The organism is Pseudomonas sp. NPDC090208, assembly GCF_044746785.1.
Lineage (GTDB): Bacteria > Pseudomonadota > Gammaproteobacteria > Pseudomonadales > Pseudomonadaceae > Aquipseudomonas.
In genome coordinates this window covers 93,745-112,029 of the sequence record NZ_JBIVCU010000007.1, presented here as the reverse complement: position 1 = coordinate 112,029, position 18,285 = coordinate 93,745, and the positions used below count along the sequence as shown (strand labels likewise).

The following is an 18,285-nucleotide window of genomic DNA, read 5'->3' as shown; positions in this document are numbered from 1 at the left end:
AGGGACGAACGAAACTGCCCGCTGAGGGATTCAGCGGGCAGGTGGGGGCAGCGAAAAGGCCGTGAGGCGAGTGGCTCAGGTGCTGTATGCGGGAAAATCGTTGTAATGCTGTTCCGTGCCGCCCCAGAACGCGTCGCGCACATACGGCGTCAGCGGCAGGTCATGGCGCAGGCGTTCGGGCAGGTCCGGGTTGGAGCTGAAATGCCGACCGAAGGCAACCAGATCCGCCGCTCCGGATTGCAGGATCGCTTCGGCACCGGCGCGGTCGAAGCCGCCGGCGGCAATGATCGGGCCGTCGAAAAACGGTCGCAGGAAGGCCGCCGCCACTGGCGGTTGATCGGGTTCGATTTCGTCGGTGCCCTTGATCCGCGGTTCGATGACGTGCAGATAGGCCAGGCCGTATTCATTCAGGCGGCGCACGTAATACTCGAAGGTCGCCTGCGGGTTACTGTCGGCAATCGAGCCCCACTGACCGCTGGGAGACACTCGCACGCCGACGCGTTCGGCGCCCCACACCGACACCAGCGCATCGAGCACCTGCAGCGGAAAACGCACGCGGTTTTCGATGGCGCCGCCGTATTCGTCGCTGCGTTGGTTGGTGCCGTCCTGCAGAAAGGTGTCGAGCAGATAGCCATTGGCGTTGTGCATTTCAATGCCATCGAAACCGGCCTGCAAAGCACGCTCGGCACTGACGCGGTAGCTTTCCACCAGCGCTGGCAGCTCGTGTTTTTCCACCGCCCGGTGCATCGACGCCGGCACCCAACCGTTGTGGGTAAAGGCCATGGTTTCGAACGGCACCACGGACGGCGCAATCGGTGGCTTGCCGCCGCTCAGGTCGCTGTGGGACTGGCGGCCGTCATGGCCGAGTTGCAGGAACACCCGACCGCCCTTGGCGTGGATCGCCTCGACGATGGGCTTCCAGGCTTCAACGTGTTCGTCGGAATAAATGCCGGGGGCGCCCAGGTAGCCGCGACTTTCCGGCGACGGATGCGTGGATTCGACGATGATCAGGCCGCCGTCCGACGCGCGCTGCCGGTAGTACTCCAGCATCATCTCGCTCGGGCTGTCGTCCTGCTCGGCACGCAGTCGGGTCATGGGCGCGTGCACGACACGGTGCGCCAGCGCATGGGGGCCGACGCGTACCTTCGATAACAGTTTCATGGATAAAAACTCCGGTCTCTCAAAAGGGGGGTGGAAAGGAACAGGGAAGAGAGCTCAGCTCGCCAGCAATGCCCGGCGCCCGGTCTGCGAGGACAGCAGCGCGGCGTCGAGCAGCTTGTGCATGCGCACGGCGTCCTCGAAGGTGGCGGCGGCGTGGGTGCCTTCGGCGAGATCCTGGGCGTAAACGTGATACAGCTCGGCCAGTTCCAGCACCGCCGACGGCAGGTCCGAAGGCGGCAGACGGAAGTAGCTGTCCGGAACCGGCAGCACCTGCAGCGGCAGGTTGTCGCCGTGGGCACCTTCGATCACGTAATCGTCACCCTCCGCGCCGAACGGCGAGGTGTTGGTGATGCGCAGATCGCCTTCGTGGCCGGTGATTTCGATCTGCACGCCGGAGCCGTTGCGCTTGCCGCCTTCGATGTGCACCGACACCAGCGCACCGTTTTCCAACTGCCCGGCGAGGACCATCTGGTCCGGCGCGGTGGTGCTGAAGCGCTCGTTGGTTTCCTGGATGGTCACGGTGTCGAACTGGTTGACCACCAGCCCGGACACGTTGACCGGCCAGCCGGTGGCGGTGAACAGCATGTCGAGGAAATGCCCGGCGTAGATGGCGATCACGCTGGAGAAGTTTTCCACCGGCACGGTCCAGCGCAGCGCGTTGGGGCGCAGGGCCTGGAAGTAATTCATGCTGACGTGGATGCGCACCGAGCGGACCTTGCCGACGTAACCCTGTTGCAGCAGGTCCTGCAGGTAGCGGTTGTGTGGCGCATGGCGGCGTTGCAGGCCGACGATGTTGCGCACGCCGGCCTGTTGCGCCAGGCCGCTCAGCTCTTCGGAAATCTCGGTGCGGGTGGTCAGCGGCCACTCGCAGTAGACGTTCTTCTTCGCGGCAATCGCGGCGCGCACCGCTTCTTCGTGCTGCGGCGCGGTGGTCAGCACCACCACCAGATCGACTTCCGGGTGATTGACCAGTTCGTCGAGGGAGCTGAGTACATGAGGGATACCGAACTGTTCGGCCGCCGCCTGCGCGCTTTGCTGGCGTTGGCTGAAGATGGCGCTGAGTCGATATTGCGGCAGCAGATCGAGCACACGCACATGACCATGCAGGGCCCAGTTGCCGATGCCGACCAGTCCGACGCGAATGGGCTTGGACGTTGTATTCACGGGACACTCCAGAACGGTGGGTAATTGAGTCCGGAGTCTAGGGAGGGGGCTGGCGTGGAAAAACGGGGCAGAGATCCGAACATTCCGGACAAAAACGGCTTAAATTGGCGTTTCACTCGCCACTGGAGCGGCTTGCGATGATGGACAGTCTCAGCGGCATCACCGCCTTCGTGCAGGTGGCCGAAACCCGCAGCTTCACCGAGGCCGGACGCCTGCTTGAGATTTCTTCCTCGGCGGTGGGCAAGAGTGTGGCGCGGATGGAGGAGCGGCTGGGCGTGCGGCTGTTCCACCGCAGCACCCGCAGCGTGACCCTGACCGCCGAGGGCGAACTGTTTCTGGAACGTTGCCGGCGGATCATTCAGGAGGTCGAGCAGGCTGAGATCGAACTGTCGCAGCTGGCCGAGGTGCCCAAAGGCAAATTGCGCATCAGCGTGCCGTTGCAGAACACGCTGATCTTTCCGCTGCTGTCGGGGTTCATGCAGGCCTATCCGGAAATCGAACTGGACGTGGACCTGTCGGATCGCATGGTCGATGTGATCGAAGAGGGTTTCGACGCGGTGATCCGCACGGGGCAGCCATCGGACTCGCGGCTGATGGCGCGCAAGCTGGGCGAGTACAAACTGGAACTGGTGGCTTCGCCGGATTACCTGGCGCGACGGGGGCGGCCGACCCATCCTGACCAACTGCGCGACCACGCCTGCCTGATGCACAAATTCCCCGCCAGCGGCGCGCTGGAGCGCTGGCCGGTCCGGGCCGAAGACGCCGAAAGCGATCCGGAACTGGGCAAGGTCATCACCTGCACCACCACCGATGCCTTGGCGCACCTGGCGATCCAGGGCCTGGGCATCGCCTGCCTGGCCGACTTCTCGACGCAACAGGCGCTAAGGGACGGCACGCTGGAAAAAGTCCTGCCAGCGTTCACCGAACATCGGGGTTCAATGTGGATGCTCTGGCCCTCCAGCCGCCACGCCTCACCGAAACTGCGCGCGCTGATCGACTACTTCCGCGCGAACATCGCCACCGTGCCGCAGCCGTAACTGTCCGGCTTGCTGGTGGCAGCGATCTTGCGGATACCGCACAAGGCCGGGATCAGCACAAATCAATGTGGGAGGGAGCTCTGCTCGCGATAGCGGTGGGGCAGATGGCTTGGCATTGTCCGGACTGACGCCATCGCGAGCAGAGCTCCCTCCCACGGCCTGCGGCCAGAAGCAGATTGCATGTGCTGACCTGTAGCAGTCCGGCTTGCTGGTGGCAGCGATCTTGCGGGCACCGCACAAGGCCGGGATCAGCACAAAACCATGTGGGAGGGAGCTCTGCTCGCGATAGCGGTGGGGCACAGGGCTTGGCATTGTCTGGACTGACGCCATCGCGAGCAGGGCTCCCTCCCACGGCCTGCGGCCAGAAGCAGATTGCATGTGCTGACCTGTAGCCGTCCGGCTTGCCGGCGGAGGCGATCTTGCGGATACCGCACAAGGCCGGGATCAGCACAAATCAATGTGGGCGGGAGCTCTGCTCGCGATGACTGTGGGGCAGACGACACCGCATTTCTGGTCTGACGCCATCGCGGGCAAGCGCGCTCCTACGGATGTGAGGTGTTTGCTGGATCTTGGCATGGCAATGCAATCTGCAAAACCACCACGGACCCTGTGGGAGGGATCCGAGTTTGCGAGGGTCGCGAAAGCGGTGTGTCTGACCCACCGCCTGCGCGACCCTTTGCGCCTATGGGCAGAAGCTGATCTTCAGCCCGGCGTTGCCTCACCGCTGAAAGCTTCCAGCTCGCTGATCAAACTTCTGGCCGCCAACGCCACCAGCGCGCCGCCTTTTTCCGGGGTGGCCAGGGCCGGGTCGGAACCCATGCGGCCGTCCGGGTAGCGCGCGCGGAAATCCCTGGCTTCGCGGATCGGGCCGGAATTGGCGATCTGTGGCGAGTACTCGGCGGTCTTGATCGACTCCGGATACGCCCACTGGGTTACGGCAATTTCCGAAGGCGTGGCATGGGAGCCGTGACCCACCGGGAATTGCTCCCTGGCCAGCTCACCAACGCCTTCCAGATCCCACCAGTTGCACAGCTTCAAAGCGAAACCCGCCGGGCGACGGGCAAAACTGGCTTCTGCGTACAACTCGGAAAACGCCGCCTCGATCGACGCGATATTGCCGCCATGACCGTTGAGAAACAGGATCTTCTCGAAACCATGGGCCGCCAGCGAGCGCACCCAGTCGCCAATCGCCGCGATAAACGTCGACGGGCGCAGAGAAATGGTGCCGGGGAAGGCCAGGTGATGCTGGGCCATGCCGATGTTGAAGGTCGGTGCGATCAGGATATCGGCAGACTTCTGTGCCTCATGGGCAATGATCTGCGGGCACATCCAGTCGGTGCCCAACAAACCGGTCGGGCCGTGCTGTTCGTTGGAACCGATCGGCACCACGACCGTACGGCTGCGTTGCAGAAACTGTTCGATTTCCTGCCAGGTGGAAGAATGTAAAAGCATGTCATGTCCTCATTCAGGCTGAAGCACAGCAAATACCCGAGGATACCTGTGCAGTTGGATCATTAAGTTGTTATTTTCGGTCATTGAGCGTGACCGGGACGGTCTTTACTGTTTGCGTCATGAACAGGGCTATAGTTCAAGTCCCTGATAATTCGACGGATGCCATCATAAGGTTTGTACGAAAAGCCCCACGCTGAAAAGCACCCTTTCGTACAACTTCTAGAGCGTCCGCGCCTTCGTGATAATGCCCGATGGAGTGTTTTATGGCCGCCGCTCACTACCCGCATTTGCTGGCTCCGCTGGATCTCGGTTTCACCACCTTGCGCAACCGCAGCCTGATGGGTTCCATGCACACTGGTCTTGAAGAAAGGCCCGGTGGTTTCGAACGCATGGCCGCCTATTTCGCCGAGCGCGCCCGTGGCGGTGTCGGTCTGATGGTGACCGGCGGCATTGCGCCGAATGCCGAAGGCGGCGTGTATTCCGGCGCTGCCAAGCTGACCACCGCTGAAGAAGCCGACCACCATCGCATCGTCACCAAGGCCGTGCACGAAGCCGGCGGCAAGATCTGCATGCAGATCCTCCACGCCGGACGTTATGCCTACAGCCCCAAGCAAGTTGCCCCTAGCGCGATCCAGGCGCCGATCAACCCGTTCAAGCCCAAAGAGCTGGACGAGGAGGGCATCGAGAAGCAGATTCAGGATTTCGTCACCTGCGCCACGCTGGCCCAGACCGCCGAATACGACGGCGTCGAAATCATGGGTTCGGAAGGCTATTTCATTAACCAGTTTCTGGTCGCCCACACCAACCAGCGCACCGACCGCTGGGGCGGCAGCTACGAGAACCGCATGCGCCTGCCGGTGGAAATCGTGCGCCGCGTGCGTGAGGCAGTCGGGCCGAATTTCATCATCATCTATCGCCTGTCGATGCTCGACCTGATCGAGGGCGGCAGCACCTGGGATGAGATCGTGTTACTGGCCAAGGCCATCGAGAAGGTCGGCGCGACGCTGATCAACACCGGCATCGGCTGGCATGAGGCGCGGATTCCAACCATCGCCACCAAGGTGCCGCGTGCGGCGTTCGCCAAGGTCACGGCGAAAATGCGCGGCGAAGTGTCTATCCCGCTGATCACCACCAACCGCATCAACACCCCGGAAGTCGCCGAGCAGGTGCTGGCCGAGGGCGATGCCGACATGGTATCGATGGCGCGTCCGTTCCTCGCCGATCCGGATTTCATCAACAAGGCGGCTGCCGGTCGCGGTGATGAAATCAACACCTGCATCGGCTGCAACCAGGCCTGTCTGGACCACACCTTCGGCGGCAAGCTCACCAGTTGCCTGGTCAACCCGCGTGCCTGCCACGAAACCGAGCTGAACTACCTGCCAGTCAAACAACTGAAAAAGATCGCCGTGATCGGCGCCGGGCCTGCGGGGCTGGCGGCGTCCACCGTGGCTGCGGAGCGTGGCCACAGCGTGACGCTGTTCGATTCGGCCAGCCAGATCGGCGGTCAGTTCAACGTCGCCAAGCGCATTCCGGGCAAGGAAGAGTTCTACGAAACCCTGCGTTATTTCGACCGCAAGCTGAAAAGCACCGGGGTCGAGTTGCGCCTGAATACCCGCGTCGCGGTCGACGATCTGGTCGGTGCGGGCTACGACGAAGTGATCCTGGCGACCGGTATCGCACCGCGGGTGCCAGCGATTCCGGGCATCGACAATGCCAAGGTGCTGAGCTACCTGGATGTGATCCTGGAGCGCAAACCGGTGGGGCAATCGGTGGCGGTGATCGGTGCCGGCGGTATCGGTTTTGACGTGTCGGAATTTCTGGTGCATCAGGGCGTCGCCACTAGCCTGGACCGCGATGCGTTCTGGGAAGAGTGGGGCATCGACGGCAACCTGGCGGTGCGCGGCGGCGTGGCCGGGATCAAGCCGCACCCCCATGCACCGGCACGCCAGGTGTTCCTGCTGCAACGCAAGGCCAGCAAGGTCGGCGACGGGCTGGGCAAGACCACCGGCTGGATTCATCGCACGGGTCTGAAGAACAAGCGGGTGCAAATGCTCAACAGCGTCGAGTATTTGAAGATCGATGATGCGGGTCTGCACATTCGCATCGGCGCCGAGGGTGAGGAAAAACTGCTGCCGGTGGACAACGTGGTGATCTGCGCCGGTCAGGATCCGCTGCGCGAACTGTATGACGGCCTGCAGGCAGCGGGGCAGAGCGTACACCTGATCGGCGGCGCAGACGTCGCCGCCGAACTGGACGCCAAACGCGCGATCAACCAGGGCTCGCGGCTGGCGGCGGAGTTGTAAGGGCAGCAGGATGATCTTCCTGTAGAAGTGATTTACCTGTGGGAGCGAATTCATTCGCGATGGCGGTGGGCCAGATGCATGTGTGTCGGTTGTACTGGCCCTTCGCGAATGAATTCGCTCCCACATTGTTTTGGCGCATGGCAAACCCCGGGCTGCGTGCGATCTACCTGTGGGAGCGAATTTATTCGCGATGGCGGTGGGCCAGATGCATGTGTGTCGGTTGTACTGGCCTTTCGCGAATGAATTCGCTCCCACACTGTTATCGGCGTATCGCCAATCTGTGTAGGCGCCTTCGGCCAGAAGCAACGGTGCTAGACTCTGGCACCGTTCGCTGATTGCCCCTTGCCATGCTTCGCCAATCCGTATCGCTCCCCTCCGCGCCGCTGCAACCCCTCGATCTTCCCTGGCTCACTCGCGCAGGCATCGACGTCGCCATCCTGCGTCTGGACCTGATCGATCCGCTGATCAGCGGCAACAAGTGGTTCAAGCTCAAACACCATCTGGCGGCCGCTCAACAGGCTGGAGCGCAGGGCCTGATCAGCCTCGGCGGGGCTCATTCCAATCACTTGCATGCACTGGCGGCAGCGGGCAAGCACTTCGGCTTTGCCACGGTCGGGCTGTTGCGCGGGCATCCGCTCGAAACACCGACGGTGAAGGATCTGCAGGCGTTCGGCATGGAATTGCACTGGCTGGGTTACGCCGGTTATCGCGCGCGGCATGAGGCAGACTTTTGGGTTCCCTGGCGCGAACTTTATCCGCACTTGCACCCGGTGCCGGAAGGCGGTGGCGGGCTGGACGGCGCACGGGGTTGTGCCGATATCGTTACCCAGGCGCGTGATCAATTGCCGAATCTGGGTTGGGACGATTACCACGGTTGGTGGCTGGCCTGCGGCACCGGCGCGACACTGGCCGGGCTGGTGCTGGCCGAAGCGGGCGCGCGCACCGTGCATGGCGCCATGGCGGTGCCGGACGATCACGGTGTGGCTCAAAACGTGGCGGATATTCTCGGCCCGGCGGTGAGCGACTATCGGCTGCTCGACGCCAGCCGTGGCGGTTTCGCCAGAACCGATCCTGAGCTGCTGGCATTCATCGCCGACAGCGAAGCGCACAGCGGCATTCCCCTGGAACCGCTGTACACCGGCAAGGCCTTGCTGGCGCTGCACGATGAGGTGCGTGCCGGGCACATCAAGCGCGGTACGCGGTTGATCTTCGTACACACCGGGGGATTGCAGGGCAAGCGCGCCCTCAACGCCGCCGATGACCTGTAGGCGCTGGCTTGCCCTGCGACCGGCTGCGCAGCAGTCGTAAATACTGACGACTATGCAGTTTTGACACACTGCATTCACAGGTTTTACGACGACTCCGTCGCCGGTCGCAGGGCAAGCCAGCTCCTACAGGGGAACGCATCGCCATCACGCTGGCACGAATCCTGCGGACCAGACACCTCGACAGGTCGGTCCTGAGTATGTCGACGACACTTCTGGAGTCTGGCGGCTCGGGCGCTGTACCGATAATCGGATCTTTCATCTGCACGCCGAGGTTTGCATGACCACTCCAGCCATTGAGCAGGTCGACCCTGCCACATTGAGAAAAGTCATCGTTGCCGCCGGCATCGGCAATTTTGTCGAATGGTTCGACTTCGCGGTCTATGGCTTTCTCGCCACTACCATCGCTCAGGAATTCTTCCCCAGTGGCGACGCCAGCGCGGCCTTGCTCAAGACCTTCGCGGTATTCGCCGTGGCCTTCGCCTTCCGGCCGCTGGGCGGGTTGTTCTTCGGCATGCTCGGTGACAAGATCGGACGCAAACGCACGCTGGCCTTCACCATTCTGCTGATGGCAGGGGCGACCACCATCATCGGGTTGCTGCCCACTTACGCCGCCATCGGCGTCACCGCACCGATCCTGCTGACCATCATTCGCTGCGCCCAGGGCTTTTCCGCCGGAGGCGAATACGCCGGTGCCTGCGCCTACCTGATGGAGCACGCGCCCAAGGGCAAGCGCGCCTGGTATGGCAGCTTCGTGCCGGTGTCGACCTTCGCCGCCTTCGCCAGTGCGGCGATCATGGCCTATGCGCTAGAGTCGTCGCTGTCGGCCGAAGCCATGAGCAGTTGGGGCTGGCGCCTGCCGTTCCTGATCGCTGCGCCGCTGGGGCTGGTCGGCCTGTACCTGCGCTGGAAAATGGACGAAACCCCGGCGTTCCAGGCGGTGGCCGACGAGCACGCGGTGGCCCATTCGCCGCTCAAGGAAACCCTGCGCAACCACGGCGGGGCGATCTGCTGCCTGGGCGCGTTCATCTCGCTGACAGCGCTGTCGTTCTACATGTTCACCACCTACTTCACGACTTACCTGCAAGTGGCCGGCGGTCTGAACCGGGCCACGGCGCTGCTGGTGTCGCTGATCGCGCTGTTGTTCGCGGCGGCGATCTGTCCGCTGGCCGGGGTGTTTTCCGACAAGGTTGGCCGGCGCGCGACCATCGGCACGGCTTGCATCCTGCTGGCAGTGATGGTCTATCCGTCGTTTCTGATGGCCAGTTCCGGCGGCTTCTCGGCGTCGATCATGGGTGTGTTGCTGCTGGCGACCGGCGCGGTGCTGTGCAACGTGGTCACTGCCGCGCTGCTCTCGGAAACCTTCCCGACCCGCACCCGCTACACCGCCTCGGCGATCACCTACAACATGGCCTATACCCTGTTCGGCGGTACCGCGCCGCTGATGGCGACCTGGCTGATCGGCCTGACCGGCAGCAACCTGTCGCCGGCGTTCTACCTGATTGCCGTGGCGTTGCTGGGGTTGATTGGTGGCCTGGCGCTGCCGGAAACCTCAAAGGTGTCGTTGCATGAGGTAGAGGGTGCTCATCCGTCGCGGCCTGCTACGCAGACCGTGGCCTAGTACATCCTCTCCGGGACATTTGAAATCACCACCGCCTTCGTAGGAGTGAGCTTGCTCGCGATGATGTCAGTTCAGACAACATCGACGTCACCGACAGATAGTCATCGCGAGCAAGCTCACTCCTACAATGAAAAGCGCTGATAGATAGCAACCTCACAATTTTGTATCTGGGCATGGCGAAACCGCCCCAAAAAATGGCACATTGGCGACCCCTTTGTGCCGACATCTTTTGTAATCAATTTGCATGCGGCACGTTCACCGTTCGATGGATGAACCCTGATGGCCGTCAGCAGCCCCACGACCGCGACTTCCGCGACCCCTCAATCCAGCCCGCTGGTCATGCGCATCATTGGTGCGGTGGCACTGGCGCACTTGATCAACGACCTGATCCAGTCGGTATTGCCGTCGATCTACCCGATGCTCAAGGCCAACTACGGCCTGAGTTTCACCCAGGTCGGTCTGATCACCCTGACGTTCCAGATCACCGCGTCGCTGCTACAGCCGTGGGTCGGCTATTACACCGACCGCCATCCCAACCCGCTGGTGCTGCCGCTGGGTTCGATCTGCACCCTGATCGGTGTGCTGATGCTCTCGACCGTGGGCAGTTTCCCGATGATCCTCCTGGCCTCGGCGCTGATCGGCATCGGCTCCTCGACCTTCCACCCGGAAGCCTCGCGGATCGCCCGGCTGGCGTCGGGCGGGCGTTTCGGCCTGGCGCAATCGACCTTCCAGGTCGGTGGCAACAGCGGGTCAGCATTCGGGCCTTTGCTGGCGGCAGCGATCATCATCCCGTTCGGTCAAGGCCATGTCGCCTATTTCGGCCTGTTCGCGCTGTTCTCGGTGGGCCTGCTGTACGCCATCAGCCGCTGGTACAAGTCGCACCTGAACCTGTTCAAACTCAAGGCCGGTCAGGCGGCGACCCACGGTCTGTCGAAGGGCCGCGTCACCTTCTCGCTGTCGATTCTGGCGTTTCTGGTGTTCTCCAAGTTCTTCTACATGACCAGTATCACCAGCTATTTCACCTTCTACCTGATCGAGCGCTTCGACCTGTCCGTGGCCAGCTCGCAGTTGCACCTGTTCCTGTTCCTCGGCGCAGTGGCCGCCGGCACCTTCTTCGGCGGCCCGATCGGCGACAAGATCGGCCGCAAGGCGGTGATCTGGTTCTCGATCCTCGGCGCAGCGCCGTTCACCCTGGCGCTGCCCTACGCCGACCTGTTCTGGACCAGCGTGCTCAGCGTGATCATCGGTTTCATTCTGGCTTCAGCGTTCTCTGCCATCGTCGTGTTCGCCCAGGAACTGGTGCCGGGCAATGTCGGCATGATCGCCGGGATCTTCTTCGGCCTGATGTTCGGCTTTGGCGGCATCGGCGCTGCGCTGCTGGGTAATCTGGCGGACAGCTACGGCATCCTGTTTGTCTATTCGGTGTGCTCGTTCCTGCCGCTGCTGGGCATTCTCGCGATCTTCCTGCCGAAAACCCGCCACTGATGCTGGCCGCCGCGCTGATCTTTCTGGTCACCATCACCCTGGTGATCTGGCAACCCAAGGGCCTGGGCGTCGGCTGGAGCGCGACGTTCGGCGCGGTGCTGGCGCTGCTGTTCGGCGTGGTGCATCCGGCGGACATTCCGCAGGTCTGGCACATCATCTGGAACGCCACGGCCACCTTCATCGCGCTGATCATCATCAGTTTGCTGCTGGATGAGGCCGGTTTTTTCAACTGGGCGGCGCTGCACGTGGCGCGCTGGGGCAATGGCAAAGGGCGCTGGCTGTTCGCCTTTATCGTGTTGCTCGGCGCGCTGGTGTCGGCGCTGTTCGCCAACGATGGCGCCGCGCTGATCCTCACACCCATCGTCATGTCGATGCTGCTGGCGCTGCGCTTTTCGCCGGCGACCACCCTGGCCTTTGTCATGGCGGCTGGCTTTATTGCCGACACCGCGAGCCTGCCGTTGGTGGTGTCGAACCTGGTCAATATCGTTTCGGCCGACTATTTCGGCATCGGCTTCAACCGCTATGCCTCGGTGATGGTGCCGGTCAATCTGGTCAGCGTCGCCGCGACGCTGCTGGTGTTGCTGCTGTTCTTCCGGCGCGACATCCCCAAGACCTTCGACGCCACGCAGTTGGCTGATCCGGTCTCGGCGATCCACGACCGCGCCACGTTCATCGCCGGTTGGTGGGTCTTGCTGATTCTGTTGCTCGGCTGCTTCGCCCTGGAGCCGCTGGGCATTCCGATCAGCGCGATTTCGGCGGTTTGTGCGGTGATCCTGTTGGGCATCGCCGGGCGCGGCCACAAGATCTCCACGCGCAAGGTGATGAAAGAGGCGCCGTGGCAGATCGTGATTTTCTCGCTGGGCATGTACCTGGTGGTCTACGGCCTGCGCAATGAGGGCCTGACCACGTACCTGGCGGGCTGGCTCGACCGCTTTGCCGAATACGGCCTGTGGGGCGCAGCGATGGGCACCGGGGTGCTCACCGCATTGTTGTCGTCGTTGATGAACAACCTGCCGACCGTGCTGATCGGGCTGTTGTCCATCGACGCCAGTCAGGCGCATGCCTCGATGAAGAGTATCCCGCTGCAGGAAGCGATGATCTACGCCAACGTGATCGGCAGCGATCTGGGCCCGAAAATCACCCCGATCGGCAGTCTGGCGACCTTGCTGTGGCTGCATGTGCTGGCGCGCAAGGGCGTGAGCATCGGCTGGGGGTATTACTTCCGCGTCGGTATCGTGCTGACCTTGCCGGTGTTGCTGATCACACTGGCGGCGCTGGTGCTGCGACTGAGCCTGTGAGGTCGCGGGTATCGGGCAGGTTGGGCCAATGATCCGAGACCAGAAACAGTCGCTCGGCTTCCTCCCAATAACCCTCGGCATGCTGATTCAGGCGCACCAGCAACTGCGCCGGGGCCAGTGGGTCGAGGTTGTCGAGCCAGTCCTCAAACTCGCCGACGCTCCACGCCTGTTCATAGCGGGCCGGCGCCAGCCAGGCGTGACGTGGCAGCAACTGCCAGCGCCCGTGAGGATGGCGGGCGGCGAACGCCGGCCAGTCCTTCTGATGCAGCCATTGCCCGCGCAGATGGTCGTCATGCACGCCATGGGGTGATGCGGCCTGGCCGGGCCACGGATAGAGCAGGTAGCCGCCGAGCCACAATTCATCCGTCAGTGATTCGATGCCCAGTTGCGCCAGCGCCTGACGGCTTTCCACACGGGCCGAGATCGGCAACTGGTGGCCGTTGAGGTGCTTGAGTTTGATGTCCAGGCGGTCATGGCTGCCGGGTCCGAACCAGTTCGCCGGGTCTTCACCGCCGCCGGCCTGGGGGCCCAGGTACAACTTGATCGCCAGTTCGACGTGGTGCACGCCGTCGCGGTCGCGCAGCAGCATGTCCAGCTCGCCCAGGGTATGGCCTTCGACGCGGATCTGCAGGTTGGCGGCGATCATTTCCACGCCGGGTGCGTGCAGGATCGCGAAGTGCCAGAGCCGCTCGTAATACATGCCCAGACGGCGGATGGAAGCTTTCGACAGCCAGTCGAGCAGGGGGCTGGCGTCTTGGTCCAGTTGCAGCAGGAAGTTTTCCAGATCCGCAGGGTGCTGCAGCCAGTCGCTGCCGGTCAGCGGGTGTCGCTGGGGCCAGGCGGTGACGGCGAGCATGGGCGGTGACAACAGCACCCACGCCAGATCGCGCACCTGGGGTGTGCGTAAGCGGCGGGGTAGAGCGGACAGTGTCGGGAAGGGAGTCATTGGCTGAGGATAGCGGGTGTTGAGCCAATCCACGTAATTCCCCTTGCCCGCGTTTTCCTGTAGGAGCTGGCTTGCCCTGCGAGCGGCGACGAAGTCGTCGTAAAACCTGTGCACACGGATTGTCTGACGGATTGCATGGTCTGCTAACGCAGCCTTGTTTCGCCTCCGGCACGTTACGCGTTTTCCTGTAGGAGCTGGCTTGCCCTGCGATCGGCGACGAAGTCGTCGTAAATCCTGTGCACACGGATTGTCTGACTGATCGCTGTAGCTGCTAACGCAGCTTGGTTTCGCCTGACGGCGAGTTACTTGGAAAAGCCCCAAGTAACCAAGGGCTTCTAACCCCGCCATACGGCACCTCGCTGATGCTCGGTGTTCCCTCACTCCGGCAATGCTCCGTGGGCCCGCCGCGAATGGGCCATCCATGGCCCACGCGGCTCTCGCGACATCCTGTCGCTCGGTCCACTGCGCATCGCCTGCGTTCGGCCTTCTGGGACGGGGCCCCAAGATCAAAATCAAAAACCGTAGCCGGACTGCTACGGGTTCAGGTCGTTCGGAGGTCCATTGAACAACGCGAACCTTGTGGGAGGGAGCTCTGCTCGCGATGACGTCTTGGCCAACGCCACCACATCCCTGAACAAGCGAAGATCCATTGTGGGAGCGAATTCATTCGCGATGTCCGTTCAGTCCACACGAAACCGTCGTCAGGAACACCGTATCGCGAATAAATTCGCTCCCACGGTCTTCGGCCCGAATCAAAGCAGGCTGTACACATCCGTCCGTAGCAGCACGGCTTGTCGGCGGTGGCGATCATACGGGCGCCATCGCCAGCAAGCCGGACTGCTACAGCGTAGCCGTGGCGATATCTATTGCTCGAATTTGTAAGAAATGTCTTTGATTTGCCGGGAACGGTCCTGATCGCTGCTTCCGCTCTGGAGTCGCCGATCTGATTGATTCATCGTCCGCGCCGCCGGGCAAGGCGCGGTTTGAATCGTCATGGATCAGGGAGTTTCAAGGTTGAAAGTGTCATCTGCCATCAAGTACGGGTTTTCGATTGTCGGGCTGATCACGCTGGTCAGTGGTGTCGTGGCTTATCAGAAATCCAGCCGGTTCGTGGAGGAGGCTTTTTCGGTACAGGGCAAGGTGGTGGATTACCAGACCAGCGTCGGAGAAGGGGTCACCCATTACAAGGCGGTGGTCGAGTTTGTCGGCGATGACGGTGAAAAGCATCGCCTGTTGTCCACCATTGCCAGTAACCCGCCGGCGTATGACGAAGGCGAGATGGTCGAGGTGTTGCATCCCCGTGGCCATCCGCAAGACGCGAAGATCAACGGCTTTCTTGAAGTGTGGGGTGTGGCAACGGCGATGTTCGGGTTGGGCGTGCCGTTCTTTGCTGTAGGCGTGATCATGTTTCTGGCAAGTGGTTATCAACTTCGTCGTAACAAGAATCTGAAAACCAGTGGGGCATTGGTGTCAGCGCAGTTTCAGTCGGTGCGCTGCAATTACAGCCTCTCATTCAATGGCCGCAATCCGTTCGTCATCGTTTGCCACTGGCTGAATCCGGAAACGCAAAAGTTGCATGTGTTCGAAAGCGAGAATATCTGGTTCAACCCCGAGCGCTTGATCGCCGGCAAGGCCATCGATGTGTATATCAGGCACGGCCATCCGGAAAAGTATTACGTCGATATCTCGTTTTTGCCTCAGGTGGCCGCATAGGCCGGGCCATCTCCCTGTTCGGCGTTATTTGCCGCGTGTGACCCCTTCGCCCATAATCCCGTTCTTTGACATGCATCGAACCTGCGGGAGCCCCATGGAGCAATTTCGTAACATCGGCATCATTGGTCGCCTGGGCAGCACGCAGGTGCTCGACACTGTTCGCCGACTCAAGAAATTCCTGATGTCGCGGCACCTGCATGTGATTCTCGAAGACACCATCGCCGAGGTGCTGCCGGGGCACGGGTTGCAGACGTCTTCGCGCAAGATGCTCGGTGAGGTGTGCGACATCGTCATCGTCGTCGGCGGGGATGGCAGTCTGCTGGGCGCGGCGCGGGCGCTGGCGCGGCATAACGTGCCGGTGCTGGGCATCAACCGGGGCAGCCTGGGGTTCCTCACCGATATCCGTCCGGACGAACTGGAAGTGAAAGTCGCCGAGGTGCTCGACGGCCACTATCTGGTGGAAAACCGCTTCCTGCTGCAGGCCGAAGTGCGCCGGCATGGCGAGGCCATCGGCCAGGGCGATGCGCTCAACGACGTGGTGCTCCACCCCGGCAAGTCGACGCGGATGATCGAGTTCGAGATCTATATCGACGGTCAGTTCGTCTGCAGCCAGAAGGCCGACGGCCTGATCGTCGCCACGCCGACCGGCTCCACGGCCTACGCGCTGTCGGCGGGCGGGCCGATCATGCACCCCAAGCTCGACGCCATCGTCATCGTGCCGATGTACCCGCACACCCTGTCCGGACGGCCGATTGTCGTCGACGGCAACAGTGAGCTGAAAATCGTTGTCTCAAAGGACATGACGATCTACCCACAGGTTTCCTGCGATGGACAGAACCACTTCACCTGCGCGCCGGGTGACACTGTGACCGTGAAGAAAAAGCCACAGAAACTGCGCCTGATTCACCCTCTCGACCACAACTATTACGAAGTCTGCCGGACCAAACTGGGTTGGGGCAGCAAGCTTGGCGGCAGGGGCGACTGATGCTCGATCCCGCGCGTAGCTATGATCTGATCGGTGACGTGCATGGATGTGCCCAGACCCTTGAGCACCTGCTCGCCACCCTGGGATACCGCTTGCAGAGCGGTGTCTGGCGTCACCCCGAACGCATCGCCCTGTTTCTCGGCGATATCATCGACCGCGGCCCGCGCATTCGCGAGGCGCTGCACATCGTGCACGACATGGTCCAGGCCGGGCAGGCGTTCTGCATCATGGGTAACCATGAATTCAACGCGCTGGGCTGGAGCACGCCGGCTCCGCCGGAGAGCGGGAAGCAGTTCGTCCGTGAACACACCCCGCGCCATGCCCGCCTGCTGGGGGAAACCCTGGCGCAGTTCGAGCAGTATCCGGATGAGTGGAAAGACTTCCTCAAGTGGTTCTATGAGCTGCCGCTGTTCATCGACGCCGGACGCTTCCGTCTGGTTCACGCCTGCTGGGACCCGAGCCTGATCGAGCCGCTGCGCAGCGCCCATGGCGACGGTCGCATCGACCAGCATTTCGTCCAGGCCTCGGCGGTGCAGGGCAGTTTCGCCAGCGCGGTGTTCGACCGCCTGTTGCGCGGCACCGACATGCGCCTGCCCCACGGCATGACCTTGACTGGTGGCGACGGCCTGACCCGCGCCTCGTTCCGCACCAAGTTCTGGGAAGACGACCCGCAGACCTACGGCGATGTGGTGTTCCAGCCCGACGCATTGCCTGAGCCGGTGGCCCGGCGACCGCTGTCGGACAGTGAAAAGAACGCGCTGCTGCGTTACGGCGTCGATCAGCCGTTGCTGTTTGTCGGCCATTACTGGCGCAGTGGTATTCCCGCGCCGATCCGGCCCAACCTGGCGTGTCTGGATTACAGCGCGGTGTTGTACGGAAAACTGGTGGCCTACCGGCTCGACCAGGAAACTCAAATAGACCCCGGCAAGTTCGTCTGGGTCGACGTCAAGCGGCCGGAGACAGCCCAATGAACCCGGTTGCGGTATTACGCCTGCCCCTGAACACCGACCTCAGTGGTTTCGTCGAGCTGCTGCGGCGCCTCAACGTGCCCCATCGGGTCAGCGAAGAATCCGGCGAACAGGTGCTGTGGGTGCCCGACGCGCCGCAACTGGCCGACGATGTGCGCCAGCTGTATCAGCAATACCCCGAAGGCGATCCCACCGCGCAGCTGCCGCCGGGTCGCGAAGTGGTGGCGATCAGTCGTCCGAGCCCGCTGGTGCAGGTCCGTAGCAGCCCGGTGACCAGCGTCATTCTGCTGCTGTGCCTGATCGTCGCCGGCGTGACCTTGCTGGGTGAAAACTTCGACGCCCTGCGCTGGCTGACCTTCAACGATTTCCGCATCAACGGTGATTACGCCATGTTCACCCCGGTGGCCGAGTCGCTGGCGGCGGGGCAGTGGTGGCGCATTGTTTCGCCGATGCTGATCCATTTCGGCGTGCTGCACCTGGTGATGAACGCCCTGTGGTTCTGGGAACTGGGCCGGCGCATCGAGATGCGTCAGGGCAGTTGGCAGTTCCTTGGCCTGACCCTGGCCTTCAGCGCGGTCTCCAATTACGTGCAGTATTTCTGGAGCGGCCCGACCCTGTTCGGCGGCCTGTCCGGGGTGCTGTATGCGCTGCTCGGCCACTGCTGGCTCTTTCAATGGCTGGCACCCAACCCCATCTATCGCCTGCCACGCGGCGTGCTGGCCATGATGCTCGGCTGGCTGGTGCTGTGCATGTCCGGGCTGATCAGCCTGCTCGGATTTGGCGAAATTGCCAACGGTGCCCACGTCGGCGGACTGATCATCGGTTGTGCAACAGGTCTTGTGGGCGGTGCAATGGCCCGCCGTAATCATTAAAATTGCCCGCTTAAT

At 62.4% G+C, this 18,285-nt stretch carries 14 protein-coding genes; 10 read left to right on the top strand and 4 right to left on the bottom strand.

Features of this window, described 5'->3' with window-relative positions:
* Positions 1-75 precede the first annotated feature (75 nt).
* Complete coding sequence (locus ACIPL0_RS13895; RefSeq protein ID WP_400597312.1) at positions 76-1,161, bottom strand: alkene reductase; 1,086 nt, start codon at positions 1,159-1,161, stop codon at positions 76-78.
* A 54-nt stretch (positions 1,162-1,215) separates the two neighbouring features.
* The gene (locus ACIPL0_RS13890; protein ID WP_400597313.1) at positions 1,216-2,325 is read right to left on the bottom strand and encodes a Gfo/Idh/MocA family protein; all 1,110 of its coding nucleotides are present in this window, start codon (positions 2,323-2,325) and stop codon (positions 1,216-1,218) included.
* 140 nt (positions 2,326-2,465) lie between these two features.
* Here ACIPL0_RS13890 and ACIPL0_RS13885 point away from each other — a divergent pair, with 140 nt between their 5' ends.
* Complete coding sequence (locus ACIPL0_RS13885) at positions 2,466-3,362, top strand: LysR family transcriptional regulator (protein ID WP_400597418.1); 897 nt, start codon at positions 2,466-2,468, stop codon at positions 3,360-3,362.
* 702 nt (positions 3,363-4,064) lie between these two features.
* Here the strand turns inward: ACIPL0_RS13885 and ACIPL0_RS13880 are convergent.
* The gene (locus ACIPL0_RS13880; RefSeq protein WP_400597314.1) at positions 4,065-4,814 is read right to left on the bottom strand and encodes a creatininase family protein; all 750 of its coding nucleotides are present in this window, start codon (positions 4,812-4,814) and stop codon (positions 4,065-4,067) included.
* A gap of 263 nt (positions 4,815-5,077) precedes the next feature.
* Between ACIPL0_RS13880 and ACIPL0_RS13875 the strand changes: the two genes are divergently transcribed.
* The 5 genes from ACIPL0_RS13875 to ACIPL0_RS13855 all read left to right on the top strand — a co-directional run bounded on the left by ACIPL0_RS13875 (position 5,078) and on the right by ACIPL0_RS13855 (position 12,786).
* Positions 5,078-7,117: an FAD-dependent oxidoreductase gene (locus tag ACIPL0_RS13875; protein WP_400597315.1), complete on the top strand. Its 2,040-nt coding sequence runs from the start codon at positions 5,078-5,080 to the stop codon at positions 7,115-7,117.
* A 347-nt stretch (positions 7,118-7,464) separates the two neighbouring features.
* The gene (locus ACIPL0_RS13870) at positions 7,465-8,385 is read left to right on the top strand and encodes a 1-aminocyclopropane-1-carboxylate deaminase/D-cysteine desulfhydrase (RefSeq protein WP_400597316.1); all 921 of its coding nucleotides are present in this window, start codon (positions 7,465-7,467) and stop codon (positions 8,383-8,385) included.
* 277 nt (positions 8,386-8,662) lie between these two features.
* Positions 8,663-10,003, top strand: coding sequence for an MFS transporter (locus ACIPL0_RS13865; protein ID WP_400597317.1), 1,341 nt, complete (start codon positions 8,663-8,665; stop codon positions 10,001-10,003).
* 279 nt (positions 10,004-10,282) lie between these two features.
* Complete coding sequence (locus ACIPL0_RS13860; RefSeq protein ID WP_400597318.1) at positions 10,283-11,488, top strand: MFS transporter; 1,206 nt, start codon at positions 10,283-10,285, stop codon at positions 11,486-11,488.
* The gene (locus tag ACIPL0_RS13855; protein ID WP_400597319.1) at positions 11,488-12,786 is read left to right on the top strand and encodes an arsenic transporter; all 1,299 of its coding nucleotides are present in this window, start codon (positions 11,488-11,490) and stop codon (positions 12,784-12,786) included. The genes ACIPL0_RS13860 and ACIPL0_RS13855 overlap by 1 nt, the downstream gene beginning before the upstream one ends.
* On the opposite strand, the gene ACIPL0_RS13850 is transcribed toward ACIPL0_RS13855, so the two are convergent.
* Entirely contained in the window at positions 12,749-13,732 is a 984-nt protein-coding gene (locus ACIPL0_RS13850) for a DUF1853 family protein (RefSeq protein ID WP_400597419.1), read from the bottom strand. The genes ACIPL0_RS13855 and ACIPL0_RS13850 overlap by 38 nt on opposite strands.
* Positions 13,733-14,725: 993 nt before the next feature.
* Between ACIPL0_RS13850 and ACIPL0_RS13845 the strand changes: the two genes are divergently transcribed.
* From ACIPL0_RS13845 to ACIPL0_RS13830, 4 genes are all read left to right on the top strand, one after another.
* Positions 14,726-15,445: a DUF3592 domain-containing protein gene (locus ACIPL0_RS13845; protein WP_400731543.1), complete on the top strand. Its 720-nt coding sequence runs from the start codon at positions 14,726-14,728 to the stop codon at positions 15,443-15,445.
* Between the two features lie 94 nt (positions 15,446-15,539).
* Positions 15,540-16,430: an NAD(+) kinase gene (locus tag ACIPL0_RS13840; RefSeq protein WP_400597320.1), complete on the top strand. Its 891-nt coding sequence runs from the start codon at positions 15,540-15,542 to the stop codon at positions 16,428-16,430.
* Positions 16,430-17,401 (top strand): metallophosphoesterase, encoded by a 972-nt coding sequence (locus tag ACIPL0_RS13835; RefSeq protein WP_400597322.1) that lies wholly within the window; start codon positions 16,430-16,432, stop codon positions 17,399-17,401. Before ACIPL0_RS13840 ends, ACIPL0_RS13835 begins: the two co-directional genes overlap by 1 nt.
* Positions 17,398-18,270, top strand: coding sequence for a rhomboid family intramembrane serine protease (locus ACIPL0_RS13830; RefSeq protein WP_400597323.1), 873 nt, complete (start codon positions 17,398-17,400; stop codon positions 18,268-18,270). Before ACIPL0_RS13835 ends, ACIPL0_RS13830 begins: the two co-directional genes overlap by 4 nt.
* Positions 18,271-18,285 lie beyond the last annotated feature (15 nt).